Source organism: Longicatena sp. (genome assembly GCF_982403165.1).
This window is the reverse complement of the sequence record NZ_CEVYEL010000047.1, coordinates 1-18834: the sequence shown is the minus strand read 5'-3', so window position 1 is coordinate 18834 and position 18834 is coordinate 1. Positions and strand designations below refer to the sequence as shown.

15 protein-coding genes are annotated in these 18834 nt (G+C 36.9%); 7 read left to right on the top strand and 8 right to left on the bottom strand.

What is annotated here, in order from left to right; translation table 11 throughout:
- Positions 1 to 65: 65 nt before the first annotated feature.
- Positions 66 to 854, bottom strand: a complete 789-nt coding sequence (locus AC1VS3_RS09955) for an electron transfer flavoprotein subunit beta/FixA family protein (RefSeq protein ID WP_008688790.1) — start codon at positions 852 to 854, stop codon at positions 66 to 68.
- 21 nt (positions 855 to 875) lie between these two features.
- Positions 876 to 2015: an acyl-CoA dehydrogenase gene (locus AC1VS3_RS09950; RefSeq protein ID WP_008688791.1), complete on the bottom strand. Its 1140-nt coding sequence runs from the start codon at positions 2013 to 2015 to the stop codon at positions 876 to 878.
- Between the two features lie 575 nt (positions 2016 to 2590).
- Between AC1VS3_RS09950 and AC1VS3_RS09945 the strand changes: the two genes are divergently transcribed.
- The 4 genes from AC1VS3_RS09945 to AC1VS3_RS09930 all read left to right on the top strand — a co-directional run bounded on the left by AC1VS3_RS09945 (position 2591) and on the right by AC1VS3_RS09930 (position 6893).
- The gene (locus AC1VS3_RS09945) at positions 2591 to 3796 is read left to right on the top strand and encodes an acetyl-CoA C-acetyltransferase (protein ID WP_026006713.1); all 1206 of its coding nucleotides are present in this window, start codon (positions 2591 to 2593) and stop codon (positions 3794 to 3796) included.
- A 298-nt stretch (positions 3797 to 4094) separates the two neighbouring features.
- Positions 4095 to 4484 carry a DUF6323 family protein gene (locus AC1VS3_RS09940; RefSeq protein WP_008688793.1) on the top strand — a complete coding sequence of 130 codons (390 nt, stop codon included), beginning with the start codon at positions 4095 to 4097 and terminating at the stop codon, positions 4482 to 4484.
- The gene (locus AC1VS3_RS09935) at positions 4481 to 5746 is read left to right on the top strand and encodes a DUF6179 domain-containing protein (RefSeq protein ID WP_008688794.1); all 1266 of its coding nucleotides are present in this window, start codon (positions 4481 to 4483) and stop codon (positions 5744 to 5746) included. The genes AC1VS3_RS09940 and AC1VS3_RS09935 overlap by 4 nt, the downstream gene beginning before the upstream one ends.
- 88 nt (positions 5747 to 5834) lie before the next feature.
- Positions 5835 to 6893: a lysylphosphatidylglycerol synthase transmembrane domain-containing protein gene (locus tag AC1VS3_RS09930; RefSeq protein ID WP_008688795.1), complete on the top strand. Its 1059-nt coding sequence runs from the start codon at positions 5835 to 5837 to the stop codon at positions 6891 to 6893.
- A gap of 168 nt (positions 6894 to 7061) precedes the next feature.
- Here the strand turns inward: AC1VS3_RS09930 and AC1VS3_RS09925 are convergent, their stop codons facing one another.
- Positions 7062 to 8333 carry an L-cysteine desulfidase family protein gene (locus AC1VS3_RS09925; RefSeq protein WP_008688796.1) on the bottom strand — a complete coding sequence of 424 codons (1272 nt, stop codon included), beginning with the start codon at positions 8331 to 8333 and terminating at the stop codon, positions 7062 to 7064.
- A gap of 108 nt (positions 8334 to 8441) precedes the next feature.
- Here AC1VS3_RS09925 and AC1VS3_RS09920 point away from each other — a divergent pair, with 108 nt between their 5' ends.
- Positions 8442 to 9329 (top strand): LysR family transcriptional regulator, encoded by an 888-nt coding sequence (locus AC1VS3_RS09920; RefSeq protein ID WP_008688797.1) that lies wholly within the window; start codon positions 8442 to 8444, stop codon positions 9327 to 9329.
- A gap of 68 nt (positions 9330 to 9397) precedes the next feature.
- On the opposite strand, the gene AC1VS3_RS09915 is transcribed toward AC1VS3_RS09920, so the two are convergent.
- On the bottom strand, positions 9398 to 10318 hold the full coding sequence (locus AC1VS3_RS09915) for an alpha/beta hydrolase (protein WP_008688798.1): 921 nt from the start codon (positions 10316 to 10318) through the stop codon (positions 9398 to 9400).
- Positions 10319 to 10477: 159 nt separating this feature from the next.
- Between AC1VS3_RS09915 and AC1VS3_RS09910 the strand changes: the two genes are divergently transcribed.
- Positions 10478 to 11143 carry a phosphatase PAP2 family protein gene (locus tag AC1VS3_RS09910; RefSeq protein WP_017144636.1) on the top strand — a complete coding sequence of 222 codons (666 nt, stop codon included), beginning with the start codon at positions 10478 to 10480 and terminating at the stop codon, positions 11141 to 11143.
- A gap of 279 nt (positions 11144 to 11422) precedes the next feature.
- On the opposite strand, the gene AC1VS3_RS09905 is transcribed toward AC1VS3_RS09910, so the two are convergent.
- Both AC1VS3_RS09905 and AC1VS3_RS09900 read right to left on the bottom strand, forming a co-directional pair.
- Positions 11423 to 13912 carry a GGDEF domain-containing protein gene (locus AC1VS3_RS09905; protein WP_008688800.1) on the bottom strand — a complete coding sequence of 830 codons (2490 nt, stop codon included), beginning with the start codon at positions 13910 to 13912 and terminating at the stop codon, positions 11423 to 11425.
- Between the two features lie 332 nt (positions 13913 to 14244).
- Positions 14245 to 15108 (bottom strand): YitT family protein, encoded by an 864-nt coding sequence (locus AC1VS3_RS09900; RefSeq protein WP_008688802.1) that lies wholly within the window; start codon positions 15106 to 15108, stop codon positions 14245 to 14247.
- Between the two features lie 210 nt (positions 15109 to 15318).
- On the opposite strand from AC1VS3_RS09900, the gene AC1VS3_RS09895 reads away from it, so the two are divergent.
- Positions 15319 to 16992, top strand: coding sequence for an asparagine synthetase B family protein (locus AC1VS3_RS09895; protein WP_008688803.1), 1674 nt, complete (start codon positions 15319 to 15321; stop codon positions 16990 to 16992).
- Positions 16993 to 17120: 128 nt separating this feature from the next.
- On the opposite strand, the gene AC1VS3_RS09890 is transcribed toward AC1VS3_RS09895, so the two are convergent.
- Together AC1VS3_RS09890 and AC1VS3_RS09885 are read right to left on the bottom strand one after the other, a co-directional pair.
- A complete protein-coding gene (locus AC1VS3_RS09890; protein WP_008688805.1) occupies positions 17121 to 18209 on the bottom strand; it encodes a DNA recombination protein RmuC in 1089 nt (362 codons plus the stop codon).
- 68 nt (positions 18210 to 18277) lie between these two features.
- Entirely contained in the window at positions 18278 to 18694 is a 417-nt protein-coding gene (locus AC1VS3_RS09885) for a competence protein ComK (protein ID WP_008688807.1), read from the bottom strand.
- Between the last annotated feature and the right edge of the window lie 140 nt (positions 18695 to 18834).

Sequence of the window (18834 nt, the reverse complement as noted above, 5' to 3'; positions counted from 1 at the left end):
TTTCTCTGTTCAACGAATACGTAAATATCTTTGTATCCTTCAAATTTAGCCATTGTTTTCTCCTCCTATTTCGTAATGATCTGCTTTTCTTTCAGTGTTTTAGCAATCAGTTTTGCTGCATCAGCTGCTGGCATATCGTAAGTTTCCGTTTCAGCCGTAACATCTTTTGTAAATGTATGGTGAACCTTAGTAGGAGAACCTGCCAAACCTACTTTTTCAGCAGGGATATCCAAATCAGCAAAGGTCATGATCTTCACTTCTTTGCTGAAGGAATCAACGATATCATTACAGTTCATGTAACGAGGAGTGTTCATTCCACTTAATGTTGTTAACAGACATGGAAGCTTAGCTTCAATAATTTCTTCAGTATCTTCTAATGACTTACGAACTGTAACACTCTTATCATTTACTTCCATGATCTTATCCACGTAAGTAACCTGAGGAATATCCAGACGTTCTGCTGTCTGAGGACCAACCTGTGCAGTATCACCATCAATTGCCTGACGTCCGCCGATGATCAAGTCATAACCAACTTTTTCAATGGCAGCAGCCAATGTACTAGAAGTAGCACATGTATCCGCACCGGCAAAAGCACGGTCAGTAATCAAAATACATTCATCAACACCACGGCCATACAGTTCTTTCAGCATGCCGCTTGCCTGAGGAGGCCCCATAGAGATAACCGTTACATGAGCACCTGTTGCCTCTTTAATTTTCAATGCTTCTTCAACACCAGCTAAATCATCTGGGTTGATGATACTTGGTACACCAGCACGAATCAGAGTACCTGTTACCTTATCGACACGGATTTCAGTTGAATCCGGTACCTGTTTTACAAGAACGATAATTTTCATGATCTTCTTCCTTTCCTTTTATTATTTCAACATCTGTCCAGAAATAACCATACGCTGTACTTCAGAAGTACCTTCGTAGATTTCCGTAATTTTTGCATCACGGAACATTCTTTCTACTGGATAATCACGTGTATAACCATATCCACCCATCAGCTGGATTGCTTTTGTCGTAACTTCCATGGCAACTTCAGCAGCAAATAATTTTGCTTCAGCAGCTAAGTATGTGTAAGGTTGTCCGTTTTCTTTAGCCATCGCAGCCTGATAAACTAACAGACGAGCTGCATCTGTTTTTACCTGCATATCAGCCAACTGGAACTGTGTGTTCTGGAATTTAGAAATAGGGCGACCGAACTGTTTACGTGATTTCACATAAGGAACAACTTCATCAATTGCACCCTGAGCAATACCTAATGCCTGTGCAGCGATACCGATACGTCCGCCATCCAGTGTCATCATGGCAATCTTGAAGCCTTTACCTTCTTGACCTAACAGCTGATCTTTGCTTAAACGCACATTGTTAAAGATCAATTCACTAGTAGCACTACCACGAATACCTAATTTCTTTTCGTGCTGTCCTACTGTAAATCCTGGCATACCTTTTTCTACGATAAAGGCAGAAATACCATGTGTTCCCTTAGACTTGTCAGTCATCGCAAAGATTACATATACATCAGCTTCACCAGCGTTTGTAATAAAGATCTTTGTACCATTTAAGATATAATCATCGCCATCTTTTACAGCAGTTGTCTGCTGACCAGCAGCATCCGTACCGGCATTTGGTTCTGTTAAACCGAAAGCAGCCAGTTTCTTACCTGTACATAAATCAGGCAGATAACGGTTTTTCTGTTCTTCTGTACCAAATGCAAAAATTGGCCAAGTTCCCAGAGAAGTATGGGCAGATAATACAACACCTGTAGTACCACATTTCTTGCTCAGTTCTTCAACTGCCAGAATGTAGCTCAGGTAATCTGCCCCTGCTCCGCCGTATTCTCTTGGGAATGGAATACCGAGCATTTTGCACTCTCTCATTTTTTCAACGTTTTCACGTGGGAAACGTTCGTCTTCGTCGACTTCTGCTGCAAGAGGTTTGACATCTTTTTCAGCAAACTCAGCGAATAGTTTCTTCATCATTTTGTGTTGTTCTGTTAACATGAAGTCCATAAGTGTTCTCCTCTCCTTGAATGTTCTTGAACTAATAGGATTCTTACATGCGCCTATATATAAATAATGTATATAACAGGCGGTATCCCGGCGTTTCGGGAGCCATAATCCATATATAATTTTATCCCTCTTTTTTCCTTTCGTCAACACAATTGTTAAAATTTTAACAAGTTTTAACAGAAACAAAAAACCCGTTTCATTAGCACCCTTTCTTCCTGTATTATCCTTACCTTTCCTGCTTACCATCCCTTTCTATTCATGAAAAGAAAAAATCTTGTATAAGTAGGTCATATCCTTGGCTCTTGATGTACACTTTAGTTAAATGCTTATGCTTTGAATCTAATCTTTTTTGGGAATTCTTAGTATTGTAGTCAAGATGCATCAAAATGATAACGTTTCCTCCTACTTATAAAGGGACAACATCCTAAACTTACAACACCCAAAAGTATGCATACAGAACTTATTAATTTTTTCACAAGCTGTTGACATCTGTATCCTTTTTCGGTATCATATTCATGTATGAAGTTAGTATTCATATCAAGAAAGGTTTCGAAAAAGAAAGACAGGTAGAGAAAATGAAAAAAACTTATGTTGTTAGCGCTAAACGTAGTGCAATCGGTAGTTTTCTGGGTTCTTTAACAACAGTTAAACCAGTTGATTTAGGTGCTACTGTTGTCAAAGCATTACTGGAAGACGCACACGTTGCCCCTGAAAATGTTGATGAACTGCTGTGTGGTAACGTATTAAGTGCAGGATTGGGGCAGAACATCGGCCGTCAGGTTGCATTGGCTGCTGGTATTCCTGAATCTGTTTGTTCACATTCCGTTAACATGGTATGTGGTTCCGGTTTACGTACCGTAATGGAAGGTGTTATGTCTATCCAGACTGGCTTCAATGATATCGTTGTTGCTGGTGGTGTAGAAAGCATGTCAGGTGCTCCTTACCTAATTCCTGCAAACACTCGTACAGGAAACAAAATGGGAGATTTCAAATGTACGGACCATATGATCTACGACGCATTAACTGATGCTATGAATGGTATTCACATGGGTGTTACCGCAGAAAATATTGCGAAAAAATATAACATCACTCGTGAAATGCAAGATGAATTCGGTTATGCATCTCAACAGAAAGCAATAGCTGCTGTTGATAGCGGACGTTTCAAAGATGAAATCGTTCCAGTAGAAGTAAAACTGAGAAAAGAAACTGTGATCTTTGATACTGACGAACATCCTAACCGTAAATCTACTCCTGAAAAAATGGCAAAACTTCGCCCAGCTTTCATTAAAGATGGTACTGTAACAGCTGCTAATGCATCTGGTATCAATGATGGTGCAAGCTTTGTATTATTAGCTAGTGAAGATGCTGTAGCAAAATATAACTTAACACCAATTTGTGAAGTTATCGGTATCGGCCAAGGTGGTGTAGATCCATTGACTATGGGCTTAGGTCCTACTCCAGCAATTCGTCATGCATTGAACTATGCAGGTCTGAAACTGCAGGATATTGAATTAGTCGAACTGAATGAAGCATTCGCAGCACAGAGTTTAGGTGTTATCCATGAATTAGTGGAAGAACACGGTATCGATCGCGAAGAATTCATGAACAAGACAAACGTAAATGGTGGTGCCATTGCACTGGGTCATCCAGTAGGTGCATCTGGTAACCGTATCTTAGTAACATTGATCCACGAAATGATCAAACGTGATGCAAAAGTTGGTTTAGCATCTCTGTGTATCGGTGGCGGACAGGGTACTGCTGTTATCGTAAAACGTCCTTAAGAAATAACGCAAAACATCGGTGTATTTACCGATGTTTTTTTTGTATGTACTTCTATCATACGTTCGTATGATTAAATACTGTATTGAGACTTGTTTATGCCCTTTCTTCAATCCCTGTATCTGCTCTTTTCATCCCGATAAAATAAAAAAATGATGTTTCAACACCATCGACATATAGTTTAAAGATTTTTTTCTCTTATTTGTATTCATATAATACCATAAATTCATCATTTTTTCAAGACTATACCTCGCTTCCTATTTGTGATAAAACTCTTTACATGAAAGGAAGTGATTATCAATGCATACGACATCTCAAGCTTTATCCGTCAATCAAACGCTCAATCAACAACTTCAATCTTATGGATACCATCTGCGTGCAGAAGATATGACAGCCTTAAAACAAAGTGTGCAGCATGCTTGTAGCGCTTTTGACTTGGTAGAGAGTGACTATCACATCTTATATGAGCTGATAAAAGCGCTGGCTGCCTCCCCTTATGCAGATGCAACACGATATTTACCCATGCTTCATGATGCCATATTTTCCTATTATCAATTACGCTCTTTGTTTTCCTGGCAAGTGAATGATGCCACCATACTGCATACCCTGCTTACCTTTCATATGCAATATGGAACATTTGATAAAGTCCTTATAAAACGGTGCTGCAAACAGCTAAAAATACGAAAATGAGCTCTAACATACAAACACAAAAAAAGAGTAGCGACCAGCAACAAGAGCGTCTGGAGTTACTTAAACATTTGATTCAGCTTTATACACACCATAACAGTAGCTGTGTTCCTCGTCACGTAGCAAACGATATGCTTATCAGCATTACTTATATAGCCCATCATGCCACAGATGATGCATCTTTAAAAAAACGTTATGTTCATGGTTTACAACAGTTAGAGCTTTTATGCCATGCTTGCAAACACCGCTTAGCAAAAGTCCAGCTCTATGCCGAATGGTACCCAAATGAACGTCTGCGTTATCTCCTTACCGATTTTTTTCCAACCTATCTCAAACGTTTATCATCGCCTTATGCTCCTTTGTTGTATGCTTTTGAAAAAGAAGATATCGATTATCCATTGCTAGATGGTTTGCCTTTGGAGCATGCAATGTATCATTTACAGGGAATTGATTTAATTTCTCATTATCTGGAACAACTATCTTATGAAGTAGCCTTTCTGAAACCTTTTTATCAAGAACTTCCGATGATTTATAAGCTTTATCAAATGCAGCGACACGTTTCTTTGTTTGAACTAAATCAGAATCTGGTGGAAGTCTTATTGCCTCAAGTATTGTTACATGTATACCTGAAACAATCTTATGGAGTTCAGCTGGATGCTGCTGCTCTTGATGCTTTTAATAAAAGGTTATCCATAATGCGACCACAGGAGCTTTTGCAACAAATGTATCTAAGCTTACAGCCATATCTTGACGAGGATGTATATGTGTATGTGTATGCCTATTTTCCTATTCTAAATCAACGACTGCAAAACGATATGGAAAACCATGCAGAACTTTTTATTTTTGAGGATAACACGCCAAAACAATATACCTTACAAGTAATGACCGCTTGTTTAAATAGTGAATTCACACACCATCAAGAAGTCTTATCTGCTATGACATCGACTACTGAAAAAATACATTATTTTCGAACGCATTTGCATAATTTCCAAGATATGATCGAGATTTGGGATAGTTATATCTTTTCTTTGGAAGAATTAACGGTATTATTTCAATCGTATACTCCTATGGATTTCGCCATCTTCTTGCGCCATCATTATGCTGAGCAATTTGTCTTTACCGCTTGGGTAACACTTGATGAACTTTTACTGTTGCCAGCAAGTGCAGATTGGGAAGAAGCTTTACATATGGTCCTATCAACATTGTCGAAAAAACAACAGCATATTCTTGAACAATGGATGAATTCTATCAAATTACAATACTGAACAATTGCCTGTTATTGTCTAAAGAATCGTTATATTACTAGCTCTTATTATGAAAAAGGTGTATCCTAATGAAAAAAGAGGAAGTACTATGAAGAAACATCAGCAAGTTATAAAAATTCTGATCTTGACTCTATTTGTCATCAGCATGTTGTATCTTACTTTAAAAGATGATTTGCAAGATATTTTACAATTACTGCAAAACCTCGATTTCTACCATTCACTCTTACTGATCACGGTAAGTTTTATTACTTGCATATTAGGCGGTGTCATCATTGGTATGTTAGGACATAAAGCACAAGATGATTATCGTTTATACAATGGCATTTCTAATGGTCTTGTTTCTTTGTTTCTGATGAATGTCAGTGCCTCTGCGTTTGCTAAAGCAGCACAAATGGTCATGTTCAAGATGAAAAAACTTAAAGCAGATGTTGCTTGCTCTATCTTGGTCATGGATCAGCTGCTTTATCAGATATCTTATTTATTACTTGCTGCATTCGCCATCGCTATCAATTATGATTTTTTGGTGAATCAGTTTATGAAAGAAATCCCCTTTGCCTTTATAGGTTTTCTGATTGGTTTTATACCGCTCATAGCTGTATCGCTGCTTTTCTTTTGGCCCTTTTTGCAGCATCTTCTCATACAGATATTGCTCTGGTTTATGAAAAAGCTAAACCTTCATGTTACGACTGCTTCAATCGAAATAAAACTGGAACAATTTTGCAAATCTTTACAAGCAGTGAATATTTTATATGTACAAGATCGAAAACTGCTATTGCGCATCCATCTAGTAAATACATTACGTTTAATACTACGCCATTCGCTGCCTATCTTAATCGCAATTGCCTTGCATATAGAAGTCAGTCTATATGATATCCCCTTGTTTTTCAGTGCCTCTTTCTTTGTCGATCTCATTTTATCTTCCTTGCCAATCTACGGCAAACACGGTGTAGCAGAAACAACATTTGCACTCATCTTTACTCCTATCGTTGGTAAAGTCAATGCAGCTGCTATGATGTTGTTATGGCGAGTTATCACCTTTTATACCAACACCATTCTGTGTGGTATTTATACGATAGTCACTCCCGATATTAATATTCAGGAACTAAAAGCGCAAAAAGCCATAACAAAAGAATCAGATAAAAGATAAGTTATAGAAAAGAAAAGTCTCTATAATATAAGTACCCTGCTGGCTTTAATCCGTGTTCCTTATTTTTAAAAGACTTTTCCTTTATGAAATCTTTAGCACATAGAAAATAATATATGTATCTCATATACCACCGTGCTTATGATCGTCTGATGTAGTATGTAATATGCCCTATGATATGGATTGAATCATTAAACGGATAATTTCATCATCGCATTCTTTCATGCCATCGCGTGCTAGTTGACCGATGCCTTCCATGGTTTTTTCGATAGAGTCACCCACAATGCCCTCTCCGCGATAAAATTGTTTTCCTTCTTTATACATTGCATACCCTAGGATTCCGGCATCTACTGCTGAAGCTATCTTCGCAGCACAGCTTGGTTTAGCTCCATCACAAAGCATTCCACTCGTAATTGCCAAAGCATTTACGATCGTATGACAAATATGCTCATAATCACCACCAAGTAAATATGTAATACCAGCTCCAGCACCAGCTCCGGCACTGACAGCACCGCAATAAGCCGATAAACGCCCAATAAATTGTTTTTGATAAAGCGTTGTCAGATTACTTATGATCAAGGCACGCATCAATTGTTCATGTGAGCTATGCAATTCCTTAGCATAAACCAAAACAGGTAAAGAAGCAGTCATCCCCTGATTTCCACTCCCTGAATTGATGATGACCGGAAGTTCACAGCCACTCATACGCGCATCACTGCCAGCTGCCGCCATTGCTCTAGCTTTAACCTCTACCGCAGTTCCATATGTATGTAATAATACATTTCCAATACCTGCCCCATAATTTCCCCGCAAACCTTCATTGGCAATAGCTTCATTATACGCAATTTGACGTTCTAAGATTTCTTCTACATCTTTAACATCAACAGACATTGCGAAATCATAGATTTGTTTCATCTGTAAAGAATAACCGGTTTCTTGTTGCAGTTCATCTTCTTTTTGATAAATAATTGCTTCATCATGTTTGATGAGAACAACATTCGCATGTGTATTACGTATATGTACAAGTGCATGATGTTTCTCGCTAAATACCTTTACAATAAGTTCCAAAGCACAGCCACTCTGGATACGATGAAGCTGCATATCTACAGTATCCAGAAATTTTTCCATTTTTTGAATATCCTCTGTTTTGACCTTAGAAATTACCTGTAATTTTTTATCTGGATCTCCGGCGCAAATACCGATGGCTGCTGCCGCTAAGATGCCCTTTCGTCCATTGGTATTTGGTACTGTTACACTTTTAACATTTTTGATGATATTGCCACTTGCATATATTTCAACATGTTTCACATCTTCCTGTAAAGTTTTTTGGGCAAGTGCTGCCGCATAAGCGATTGCTATTGGCTCTGTACATCCCATGGCCGGTACCAATTCTGTTTTTAGAATATTAATATATTTCTGATACATACTGTCTTCTTTTCGCATATCCCTACTCCTTGTTGACTTTCCTATATACTTAGTATATCATGTCTTTACATATAGTAATAATTTATATATTTTATACTTCAATTAAATATTTTTTATGGAGGACATATGGATTTCAAGCATCTTAAGACCTTTGTAACAGCCGCACAATTAGAAAGCTTTTCCAAAGCAGCGCAAGCCCTAGGCTACACACAAGCAGCGATAACAATTCAGATACAACAACTGGAAGAAGAATTGCAAACCCATTTATTTGAACGTTTTCCTCGTCACGTATCTTTAACGGCCCAAGGAGAATTATTTCTGCTCCATGCCAATGAAATCTTGCAAGCAAAAGATGCTGCCTGCAACGCCATGAAAACGCAAACACAGCTCACCGGAACATTACGTATAGGAATGATAGAGAGTATTTGTTCTTCCATATTTCCTGTCATCTGTAAATTGTTTCATGAACGCTATCCCGGTGTTTCCTTACGTATTGAAACAGCTTCGATCGATCAATTACTGGATTATATGAATCATAATCAGGTTGATTTGGTATATTTAATGGATCAACAGCTGCAAGATGGGGCATGGATCAAAGTTTTAGAATATCCATCTGATGTTTTATTTGTTGCCCGTTACGATCATCCCTTATGTCAAAAGAAAACAATAACCTTAGCTGATATCTTATCAGAAAAATTAATGCTTACGGAACAAGATGCCAGTTATCGCTATGCTTTGCAGCAACAGGCTGCCCGAATGGGACTAACCGTAAAACCATTTTTAGAAATCGGCAATACTGCCTTTCTTGTAGATATGGTAAAACAAGGCCTCGCAATCTCCTTTCTTCCCCGCTTTAGTGTAGAAGAGGAATTACAGAAAGGTGTTTTAAAAATACTGACGCCACACGATTATCATCTTCAGGTATGGCAACAGGTGTTTTATCATCGTAATAAGTGGCTAACATCACAGATGCAGGCAATGATTCAAACAATAGAAGAAGTAATTAAAAATTAAAAGCTTTTTATGAGTTACTTGGATGATGCAAGTTAAAGACAAGTAAGCCCTCATAAAAAGCTTTTATGCTATGGAAGAAATTGAATCTTATTTAAAAATGATACTACCTCTTCCCAATAAAGATGTGGTTCTAATAAAGAACTATTGGCATGTCTTCCCTTTGGTAAACGTACAACATGATGCAAAGTAGGACAACTTTTTGCTAATTGTTCCATCATCGTAATGGGAATAAAATTATCACGTTCGCCATGCAGAAACAGCATAGGAACCTTTGCCTGTGCCACATGATCCATAGGACATGCCTGTTTTAATGTATAACCGGCTTTTGCTCTTAAACATAAAGATAAACAAAAAAGCGGTATACAAGGCGGTACGTGAGGCAACATTTTTCTTAATTGATGGGTTAACTGTTCGCGTAAAGAAGTAAAACCACAATCTTCGATGATGACTTTAACACATCCATTGGTTTCATCAGCACACATCATGACACTGGCAGCTCCCATACTTACACCATATAAAGCAATATCGGTAGCGTGATATTGCTGTGTTAAGTATTTGCACCATGCGTGAATATCTAAATGATCCAATGCTCCAAAACCAATGACAGTTCCTTCACTTTTCCCATGCCCACGCAAATCAATCAATAACACGGAACATCCCATACCGTAAAAGCGTTTCGCTGCCGGTATAAGATCTTTTTTGCACCCCATATACCCATGCACCAAAACGACCCATTTTGTTTTGTGGTTTCTGATGATTGTTCCTTGTAACGTTAAATCATCATGACTTTTGATTTGTACATCAATATGTGAAACTTCTTGCTCAAACCATAGATCTTCTGGTTTCTTTTTCCTATGTGAAGCATTTTGGATAATATCAGATTTATCACTCTTTGCATCAAATGCTCGCTGGAAAAAATATCTACCTAAACAATAGGCAGCTACCAACAATATCATCATTATGCCACATCCGATCCACAACCAAAGCATTTCATACATTCCTTTCTTATATTCTCTATGAAATATTTTAACATGAATTGACAAATTGAAAAACAAAATCGTAAAAACAAATGACCTATGATCTATTTTAGTGTATTGTAATCTTAGATAAATTTTTATATAATAAACACATTACGAAGGAGGTATTTCATGATGCGATCCATCAAAAGTTGGCTACATGATCATCCTTATTCCTATGCCCTTTTTTATTTTATTCCATATCTGATAATCTTTGAACTCTTAGAAACTTTTGTCGTTCCGAAATATTATATTCACTGTTTTATCGATGATATGATTCCTTTTCATGAAAGCTTCGTCATTCCTTATTTTACCTGGTTTCCTTTATTAGCAATATCGCTTTGTTATTTTCTTTTTCATTCACGAAAAGAATTTCTTGAGCTTTGTTTTATGATGTTTACCGGTATGAGCATTTGTCTGTTTATTTATATGATTTTACCCAATGGATTAGATTTACGTGTAAATATCACACATACAAATTGGTTAGCAGACATCGCACGATTACTACAACAAATAGATACACCGACCAATGTTTGTCCTTCCATCCATGTCGCAAGCACGATAGCAATCTGTTTTGTCGTCTGTCGCAGCCATCTGTTTCAGCATCCTTTTCTTGTGAAAAGTGCTTGCCTTATAATAAGCGTATTCATTTGTATTTCTACCATGGTATTAAAACAACATAGTTTTATTGATGTTATCTTAGGCTTCGCCTTAAGCAGTTTATTATACTATGTCACCTATCATACAAATTGGCAAAAATACTTTATGAAAACCCCCTTACGCATCCTATTCTCATAGATAAGAACAACAATCGAAAACGATCAATTTTTCGACCTCTTACATCATCGTACGTAAAAACGTATACGACGGTTGAATTCATACAAAACTATGCTTTCATTGCTACTGGTCTAGTAACGATACTCGATCTCTTTTCTTCAAGGTTTTATTAACGTCCCTACAGTGGTCTTTTCACCACCTAATTCTATCCCATGTGTGTCACATGATAAAAAAGATTTCACCATCAATGAAATCTTTTCTTTTTAATCTTCTTCCATAGCATAAACTCAGCAATCTAATTTATGATTTTATGAAATATGCATTTCTTCCGGCTGCTTTCACCTCATATAAAACCTTATCTGCTTTTTGATACAGAATGTTATAATCACAAACATCCTTCGTCATAACAAAGCCCATACTCAAGGTGATATTGGGCAGTCCTTCGATTGTCGTCTGCAGAGCTTTTTGTAATCTTGCACAACCATTCACTACCGCTTTTTCATCTTGTGGTGCCATCAGGAAAACAGCAAATTCATCGCCACCTAATCTTCCTATCAATGCCTTTTCCCCAAATGCTTTCTGCATGACATCTGCGCAATGGATCAATACTTGATCTCCTATGAAATGGCCAAATTCATCATTGACCTCTTTAAAATAATCAATATCTAAAACACCAAACGCATACATGCCTTTATCACGCACTAATTCCAATTGTATTTTCTTTTTAAAAGCAGCTGTATTATAAACAGAAGTCAGCGCATCCATCATACTCTTTTTTTCCAGATTTTCACGTTCTGTTTTTTCTTCTTGAATATCAACAGCACGACCGATGGCATACACCGGTCTATCCATGTCATAAACCACCTTCATTACGACATGAAACCAACGCACTTCCTTGTTGGCTAACTGTATCAAAACTTCACGATCCGTGTCTTTCATTTCCATAATGCATTGGAATAAAGAAGATTCATCCTTTTTCTTGTCTGATGAAATATCTTTTGCGTAATTCTCAATTTCATTTGTTTCAGCTAAGAAATTATGCTTATCCCCTAGCTTTAAAATATCTTTTTCATAGTCATATTCAAAAATTATCTCTTGTGTGATCTTGCTTAGCATCCGATAGCGATTGTTTTCTACTTCAATCTGGCGTTTCATTTTCAATTGGCGATGATAAAAATAACTGAAAACAGCAACAATACAAATGATGATCAACAGCGTTATCACCATACTTTCAATAATATGCTGCTGAATATAATCCCGCAAAGTAAAGGTCGCTTTATCTAGTGAATGCTGATATATATAGGTATTAATATCTTCTTCTTTCAAATTGCGTATGCATTTATTCAAAATACCGACTAGCATATGATCATTTCCATCCACTACACCAAAGCTATAATTTAACATATCTCCTTTTACATCGGCAACACTGATCATAGAACGATATCCCAGCTGATTCATATAGTAGCTGATGGCATAAGAAGAATCAATCATATAATCTGCTTCCCCATCATGAACAGCTTTTAAACAGTCTTGTGTAGAGTTCGCATAGATAACATTGTGTGGATCAATGCGGCTTTTTAAGATTGAAGATAATTCTTTGCGTATCGCCAATTTTTTATTGTCTAAAGCATTTAAATCTGTATTCTTTTGTAAAACAATCTGCAATGGTGCCTTTAAATACGCGTTCGTCACGCTCATCGTGTTTATATAGTTTAAGGAATAATCATAATTGATTGAGGCCAAGATATCAATTTCATGATGCAACATACGTTCTTCATATTCATGATAGTTGTCTACAAACTCATATGAGAACTGCAACCCGGTTTCTTCCTTGATGTCTTCTAGTATATCAATCGCCGTTCCCGTTGCCTTATTACCTTTAACATATTGAACAGGAGCTTGATTGCTCATAATCATCACATGAAACGTTTTTGCCTTTTTAATGTAATCCTTTTCCTGCTGCGTCAGAATAACATGATCCAGTTTTTCCTCAAAATATTTCGTATAGAGCGTTTGCTTTAACGTTGGGTTTATTTCATTTAGCTCTTCCATTCCTTTATTTAAATCATGGACAATCTTTGTTTTCCCCTTGGCTACTGCAAAATACATAGGGTCCGGTGAAAAACGTGCAATAACCCGAAAATCACTGGCTAAGGCGATATCCACACTTAATAAAGCATCTGCTTCCCCTTTCTTTACAGCTTCCATCTGCGCAGTACCGTTATTATAATACTTATAGTTCACTTTTAGGCCATTGGTTTTTACATATTCTTTTAATTGGCCATTTCTAATTTCTGCCTTTTTCTGTAAAGCAATGGTAATCTCTTTGCCATTTGCTAGCGTATAGGAATCTAGCCAGTCATTATCTTTATTCACAGCTAATACATTATAAGCGTAGCCATAACTTTCGGTCGGATAATCATACAGCTTTGCAAGTTCATCACTACGACGCATACTGCCAAGCATATCAATTTCACCCTTGTTTAATTTATCTAGCAATTCTGATATTTGTGTGTCTACATCATCGCTTTTACTTTCAATAAATTCATATTCCCATCCGGTATATTGAGAAAGTTCTTTTAAGTAATCATACATATAGCCTGTATAATTTCCTTTTTCATCTTTCATACTTAAGCCTTCTTGAATAGGAAAGCCTATTTTAATTATCTTAGTACTCGCATGTTGCGTTTTTTGATTATTTGCTTGTAAGGCACCATGAAAATTGCCAATTCCCAGAAGGTATAAAAAGATAACAGCCATCATACTGACAATGTAATGTTTTTTCTTCATAGCAACCTCACTTTATCTAGTGTCTTCATGTTCTTATATTATAATACATATTTATTAATAACAGAAGTCTTTTTATATTTTAAATCACATTTACATCACAATTCATAAAATAAGTCCTTTCTTTTAGGCTTTCTTACTTGCTTTAAGGAACTTTTTACACTATGAAACAGATAACAATATCCTCTGCTGCTTTTCTACATGTCACGAGTAAGTTAACACATGAAGCGAAGATATCGCGTTTGGAAATCGAAATACTACAAAGTGCTTATGATAAATAACGAAAAAAGAATTCCAAGTTGGCATAAAGACCATAATCTTGAAATTCTTTGTTTTTATTCAATTGGTGTCTGATAGAATTTTCCTTCGACGTATTCTGTTTTTGTTACATTGACAAAACTGGTACGATCAATTTCACGAATACGATTTACCAAACCCTTTACCTCCATACTATCAACGACAGTATATAGCATCGTACGCGGTTGTCCATAGTATGTACCGATTCCTTCAAAACGTGTCACGCCATGATGCGTGGTGTTCTGAATTTCCTCAATAACGATATCCGGATCACTGGTTACGATAAAAACGGTCATTTTTTTATAACGCTTGTGTACCGTATTTATAATCTGCGTTGAGCAGAATTGGAATATGATGGAATATAGTGCTTTATCCCATCCAAATAAATACCCTGCAACAATCAGCATCACAGCATTCATACCCAGGATATAATTCCATGCTGGCTGATGCGTTTTTTGTGATATCCACATTGCAATAAAATCCGTTCCCCCACTGCTGGCATTACCACGAAGCGCAATTCCTAATGCTACTCCCTGTAAAATTCCACCAAATATCGTAATAAGCAAAATATCCTCCGTGATATTCGTCGTTGGTAAAATTTCAACGAATACACCGGTAAGGATAATCATGACACATGAATAAAACGTGAACTTTTTCCCAACGGTTTTATAGCCAATATAGGCGGGTATAGCATTCAAGGTGAAATTGACAAGGGAATATGATACGCTGATGCCTGCATATTTTTCAAAGCTTCGCTGTATCAAAACAGTCAAGCCGGTAAAGCCACCTGGAAATAATCCTCCTGCGCTGATGAATGTATTAATATTAACAGCACAAAGTAATGAACCGATGATCACACAGCCAATCGTGACCAAATCTTTATATTTTGTTTGTATACTCATATAAACTCCTGCTCCCTACTCTTTACCACGCTTATTATACTATCTTTTTACATGGATGCAAGACTTTGTCGAAATGATAATTTTTACTCTTCCCATCATCGAAAATTCTTACATTTGCGTTATCTTTTTTGTTATGCTTTCATGCAATTACAAACATTTCATACTACTTTTTGAGAAAATGACATACACTAAGATGAAAGGAAGGATATCATGAAAACTTATGTCATGAAGATACAGCAACATACGCATAGTGATGCGGCTAAACTCATCTTATATCAAAATAAAGCTTATGAAGTAATCGTTCAAGGAGAAATATATAATGCGCAAAGTATCTATCAATTATTAAAGGAAGCCTATCCTTTGCAGGAGCGTCTGGAAGATATTGTCTTTTTTGCTTATCAACGTTGGGGCGAAGATGCCATGTTGGAATTAGAAGGAGCCTATTCCTTTGTTATCAGTAGTGGCAAAGATGTTTTTGCCGCAAAAGACCCCTTAGGATTATCTCCGTTATTTTATAGTAAGACAAACGATACCATCTGGCTATCCAATCGTATAGATGCTTTGCTAGAAGCCAGTCAACAACCGCGTATCTTGAATAGTCACGGTATTTTAGAGCTATTTTCCTTTGGTCCGAGCTTATCAATGGATAAAACATTATTTGCCAATGTTGCTTCATTGCCCATGGGTTCATTTTTACGCATCCATAATGGGGATATCAAAGTTAAGACATACTATAAGCTACCCACCATCGAGCATCATGATGATATGGAAACGACTACGTTAAAAGTGCATGATCTCTTATGTCATTCTATACAACAACAAATGCATCATTGTAAGGCATCTTTTTTATCTGGTGGTTTAGATAGTAGTATTATTACAGCTGTTTGTGCAAAAGAGAAAGAATGGCATACGTATTCTTTGGATTATGAAGGAAATGCAAAAAATTTTAAAAGCAACATGTATCAGGTTTCCATGGACAACACCTTTATCAATCAAATGCTAGAACGCTATCCTTGTACACATCATTGGCTGATGCTCAAACAACAAACATTAGCAGATACCCTAGAAGAAAGTATGTTAGCCAGAAATCATCCTGGCATGGCGGATGTGGATGCTTCATTGCTTTGGCTGTGTCAGCAGGTTGCCCAAAAGGAAGCTGTCATTCTAAGCGGAGAATGCAGTGATGAAATTTTTGGCGGTTATCCTTGGTTTTATCGTGATGAATTAAAAGATTTGCCAACCTTTCCTTGGTTACGTTCTACCCCACAGCGCATAGAACTGTTAAAGGATGATATAAAACAATTGGGTTATGAGGCTTATATACAACAACAATATGAAGATAGTATTCGTGATATCCGATATCTGGATACTGACAGTGAAGATGATCGACGTGCTCGTCGCCACACACAACTTTGTTTAAAATGGTTCATGCAGACTCTTGTCACACGTCAAGTATGCGAAGGTGATCGTGCCAACTTAACGATTCGTGCTCCTTTTGCAAATGTCGCCTTGCTTGAATACGTATATAATATCCCTTGGCAGATGAAATTCTATCATGGGCAGGAAAAAGGCATCTTGCGAAAAGCCTTTGCAAATGAATTACCTGAAGAAGTATGTTGGCGCAAAAAGAATCCTTTCCCGAAAACACATAATCCGCAATATGCTGATATTGTCGCAAAGATGCTGATGGAACGTTATAAAGACTCTACTTCTGCTTTACATGAGCTTTTAGACGATGCGCATCTAAAAGAATTGATAGCTACGAAAGGGGCTTCTTTTCAACTGCCATGGTATGGACAATTAATGAGTGGTCCACAATTACTTGCCTATCTTTATCAGATTGATTGCTGGATCCGTGATTACAACATTAAGATTGAAAAGTAAACATGCATGATTGTAATTGTGATATTATGAGTTGTGCTTCATCATAACGCAGAAAAAAAGGAGATTGAAATGCTATGCTTCATAAATAGCTTTCAATCTTCTTTATCATGATATAGATAAAAGTGTATTTACGCTGTATCCTTTTTTGTTAACTCTACTGCCTGTATTTCTTGAAAACGCATATGCAACTTATTTGCTGTGATAGACAACAAGCGCATATCCTGATAACACTTATCAAAATCACTTTGCACATTCTGATAACGCTTTGCAAAACGTTCAAACTCCATCTCTAATTTCTGTAGTTCTTTTTGCATTTGTGCCAGATTCTCATTGCGTTCGACACCTAAATAAATTGCTTTGATTGCCGTGATGTATGCCATCAGTGTGGTAGGAGATACCATATACACCTTTTCCTGATAAGAATAGTTCACAACCTCATCACATTGTGCATATAAATACGCAAAAACAGCTTCAGCAGGAAGAAACAAATACGCAAAATCCGCCGTTTCTTGTGGCAAAATATATTTTTGTGCAATTGCTTTAATGTGTTTTTTCACATCATTGACAAATATAGTATGATACTTCTGCTGTTCTTCCTTCGTCTGTGCTGCCATGATACGATTGTAGTTTTCTAAAGGAAATTTTGAATCAATACAAATCATGTGCAGTGGTTCTTTGCCAAACAAAACAGCATCTGCAATTGCTCCATTGCTTAATTTATACTGTTTTGCATAGCGTGATGTATTCACTCCCATTGCTGTTTCAAGCAATGAATATAGTTCTATTTCACCAAAAATACCACGTGTCTTTTTATCCGTTAAAACACGTTGAATATCGTTGATTGATAACGATAGCTCTTTTAAATTTCGCTGCCCTTCATCCAGCTTCCCCATCTGTTCCATCACCTGCGAAAATACTTTACTTGTATTCTCATAGCCATGTTGCACCGTCGTATTCACATGCTTTTCCATAACATACAAATGTTCGCTAGTTGCCTCCTTCCATTGGGCAAGCTCTCTTTGCATGGATAACTGAAGACGTTGCATTTGTTGCTGCATCGATTGTTGCATCTGAAACAGTGCTTCTTGCTGATGCTTTTCATTTTCCATTAGCACTTCTTTAACACGCAAAGTTTCTTTCGGTGATTGGCGAAAGAGAAAAAAAGCGATACATAAGATCAAAAAAGCACCTAATAAGATACCAAATAAGATTTCCATATTCATCATCCTTTTTTTACGTCTTTTATTATAACAGATATCAGCGTATTTGCGCATGGAAGATGTGTTCACTCATGAGCACGAAGATACATCCGCAATTGCTCACATCGTCGCATTTGTCTTTGTATTGTCCGATAGGCAATCGCTAGTTCTATTTCATCCTTACTGCGAAAAATCACCTGTGTCCTTTTCCCTTTTGCATGATAAGATACTACCTCATTGGCGTGAATCCAGATACAGTCATCCCGCGTAGCGGAAACAGTCGGAAACCAGAGGGTTTCCTTTTTCTCTGACACTAAAATGGGAACCTTTTGGTGAATCTGTAAAATTTTTTTCGCGGCTATTGTACGTCCTTGCAGCGTACTGCCATAAAACAGACAAGCTTCCTCTAGCAAAGATAACACAGGTTTTTTTACAATACAGTACTTCCCATGTTCCTTTAATAACACTGTCATTTCTTTTTTTTGATACATTGCTAACAGCATGTTTTCCCTCCTTTTAACTTATAACATAACATAGCTTTCAAAAGGAATTGGGAAATTATAAATTCTTTGATAGTTTATCAAAAACATCTTTAAAAATTATCGAATATGGTTAAATTTTGATATGTAAAAAAAAGAAATCT

What these genes read in the sequence shown, in the direction of transcription:
- AC1VS3_RS09950 (WP_008688791.1), bottom strand. Translation starts at nt 2,015, where the DNA reads ATGGACTTCATGTTAACAGAACAACACAAAATGATGAAGAAACTATTC.
- AC1VS3_RS09920 (WP_008688797.1), top strand. Translation starts at nt 8,442, where the DNA reads ATGGATTTCAAGCATCTTAAGACCTTTGTAACAGCCGCACAATTAGAA.
- AC1VS3_RS09940 (WP_008688793.1), top strand. Translation starts at nt 4,095, where the DNA reads ATGCATACGACATCTCAAGCTTTATCCGTCAATCAAACGCTCAATCAA.
- AC1VS3_RS09890 (WP_008688805.1), bottom strand. Translation starts at nt 18,209, where the DNA reads ATGGAAATCTTATTTGGTATCTTATTAGGTGCTTTTTTGATCTTATGT.
- AC1VS3_RS09905 (WP_008688800.1), bottom strand. Translation starts at nt 13,912, where the DNA reads ATGAAGAAAAAACATTACATTGTCAGTATGATGGCTGTTATCTTTTTA.
- AC1VS3_RS09935 (WP_008688794.1), top strand. Translation starts at nt 4,481, where the DNA reads ATGAGCTCTAACATACAAACACAAAAAAAGAGTAGCGACCAGCAACAA.
- AC1VS3_RS09915 (WP_008688798.1), bottom strand. Translation starts at nt 10,318, where the DNA reads ATGCTTTGGTTGTGGATCGGATGTGGCATAATGATGATATTGTTGGTA.
- AC1VS3_RS09945 (WP_026006713.1), top strand. Translation starts at nt 2,591, where the DNA reads ATGAAAAAAACTTATGTTGTTAGCGCTAAACGTAGTGCAATCGGTAGT.
- AC1VS3_RS09955 (WP_008688790.1), bottom strand. Translation starts at nt 854, where the DNA reads ATGAAAATTATCGTTCTTGTAAAACAGGTACCGGATTCAACTGAAATC.
- AC1VS3_RS09895 (WP_008688803.1), top strand. Translation starts at nt 15,319, where the DNA reads ATGAAAACTTATGTCATGAAGATACAGCAACATACGCATAGTGATGCG.
- AC1VS3_RS09910 (WP_017144636.1), top strand. Translation starts at nt 10,478, where the DNA reads ATGATGCGATCCATCAAAAGTTGGCTACATGATCATCCTTATTCCTAT.
- AC1VS3_RS09925 (WP_008688796.1), bottom strand. Translation starts at nt 8,333, where the DNA reads ATGCGAAAAGAAGACAGTATGTATCAGAAATATATTAATATTCTAAAA.
- AC1VS3_RS09885 (WP_008688807.1), bottom strand. Translation starts at nt 18,694, where the DNA reads ATGCTGTTAGCAATGTATCAAAAAAAAGAAATGACAGTGTTATTAAAG.
- AC1VS3_RS09900 (WP_008688802.1), bottom strand. Translation starts at nt 15,108, where the DNA reads ATGAGTATACAAACAAAATATAAAGATTTGGTCACGATTGGCTGTGTG.
- AC1VS3_RS09930 (WP_008688795.1), top strand. Translation starts at nt 5,835, where the DNA reads ATGAAGAAACATCAGCAAGTTATAAAAATTCTGATCTTGACTCTATTT.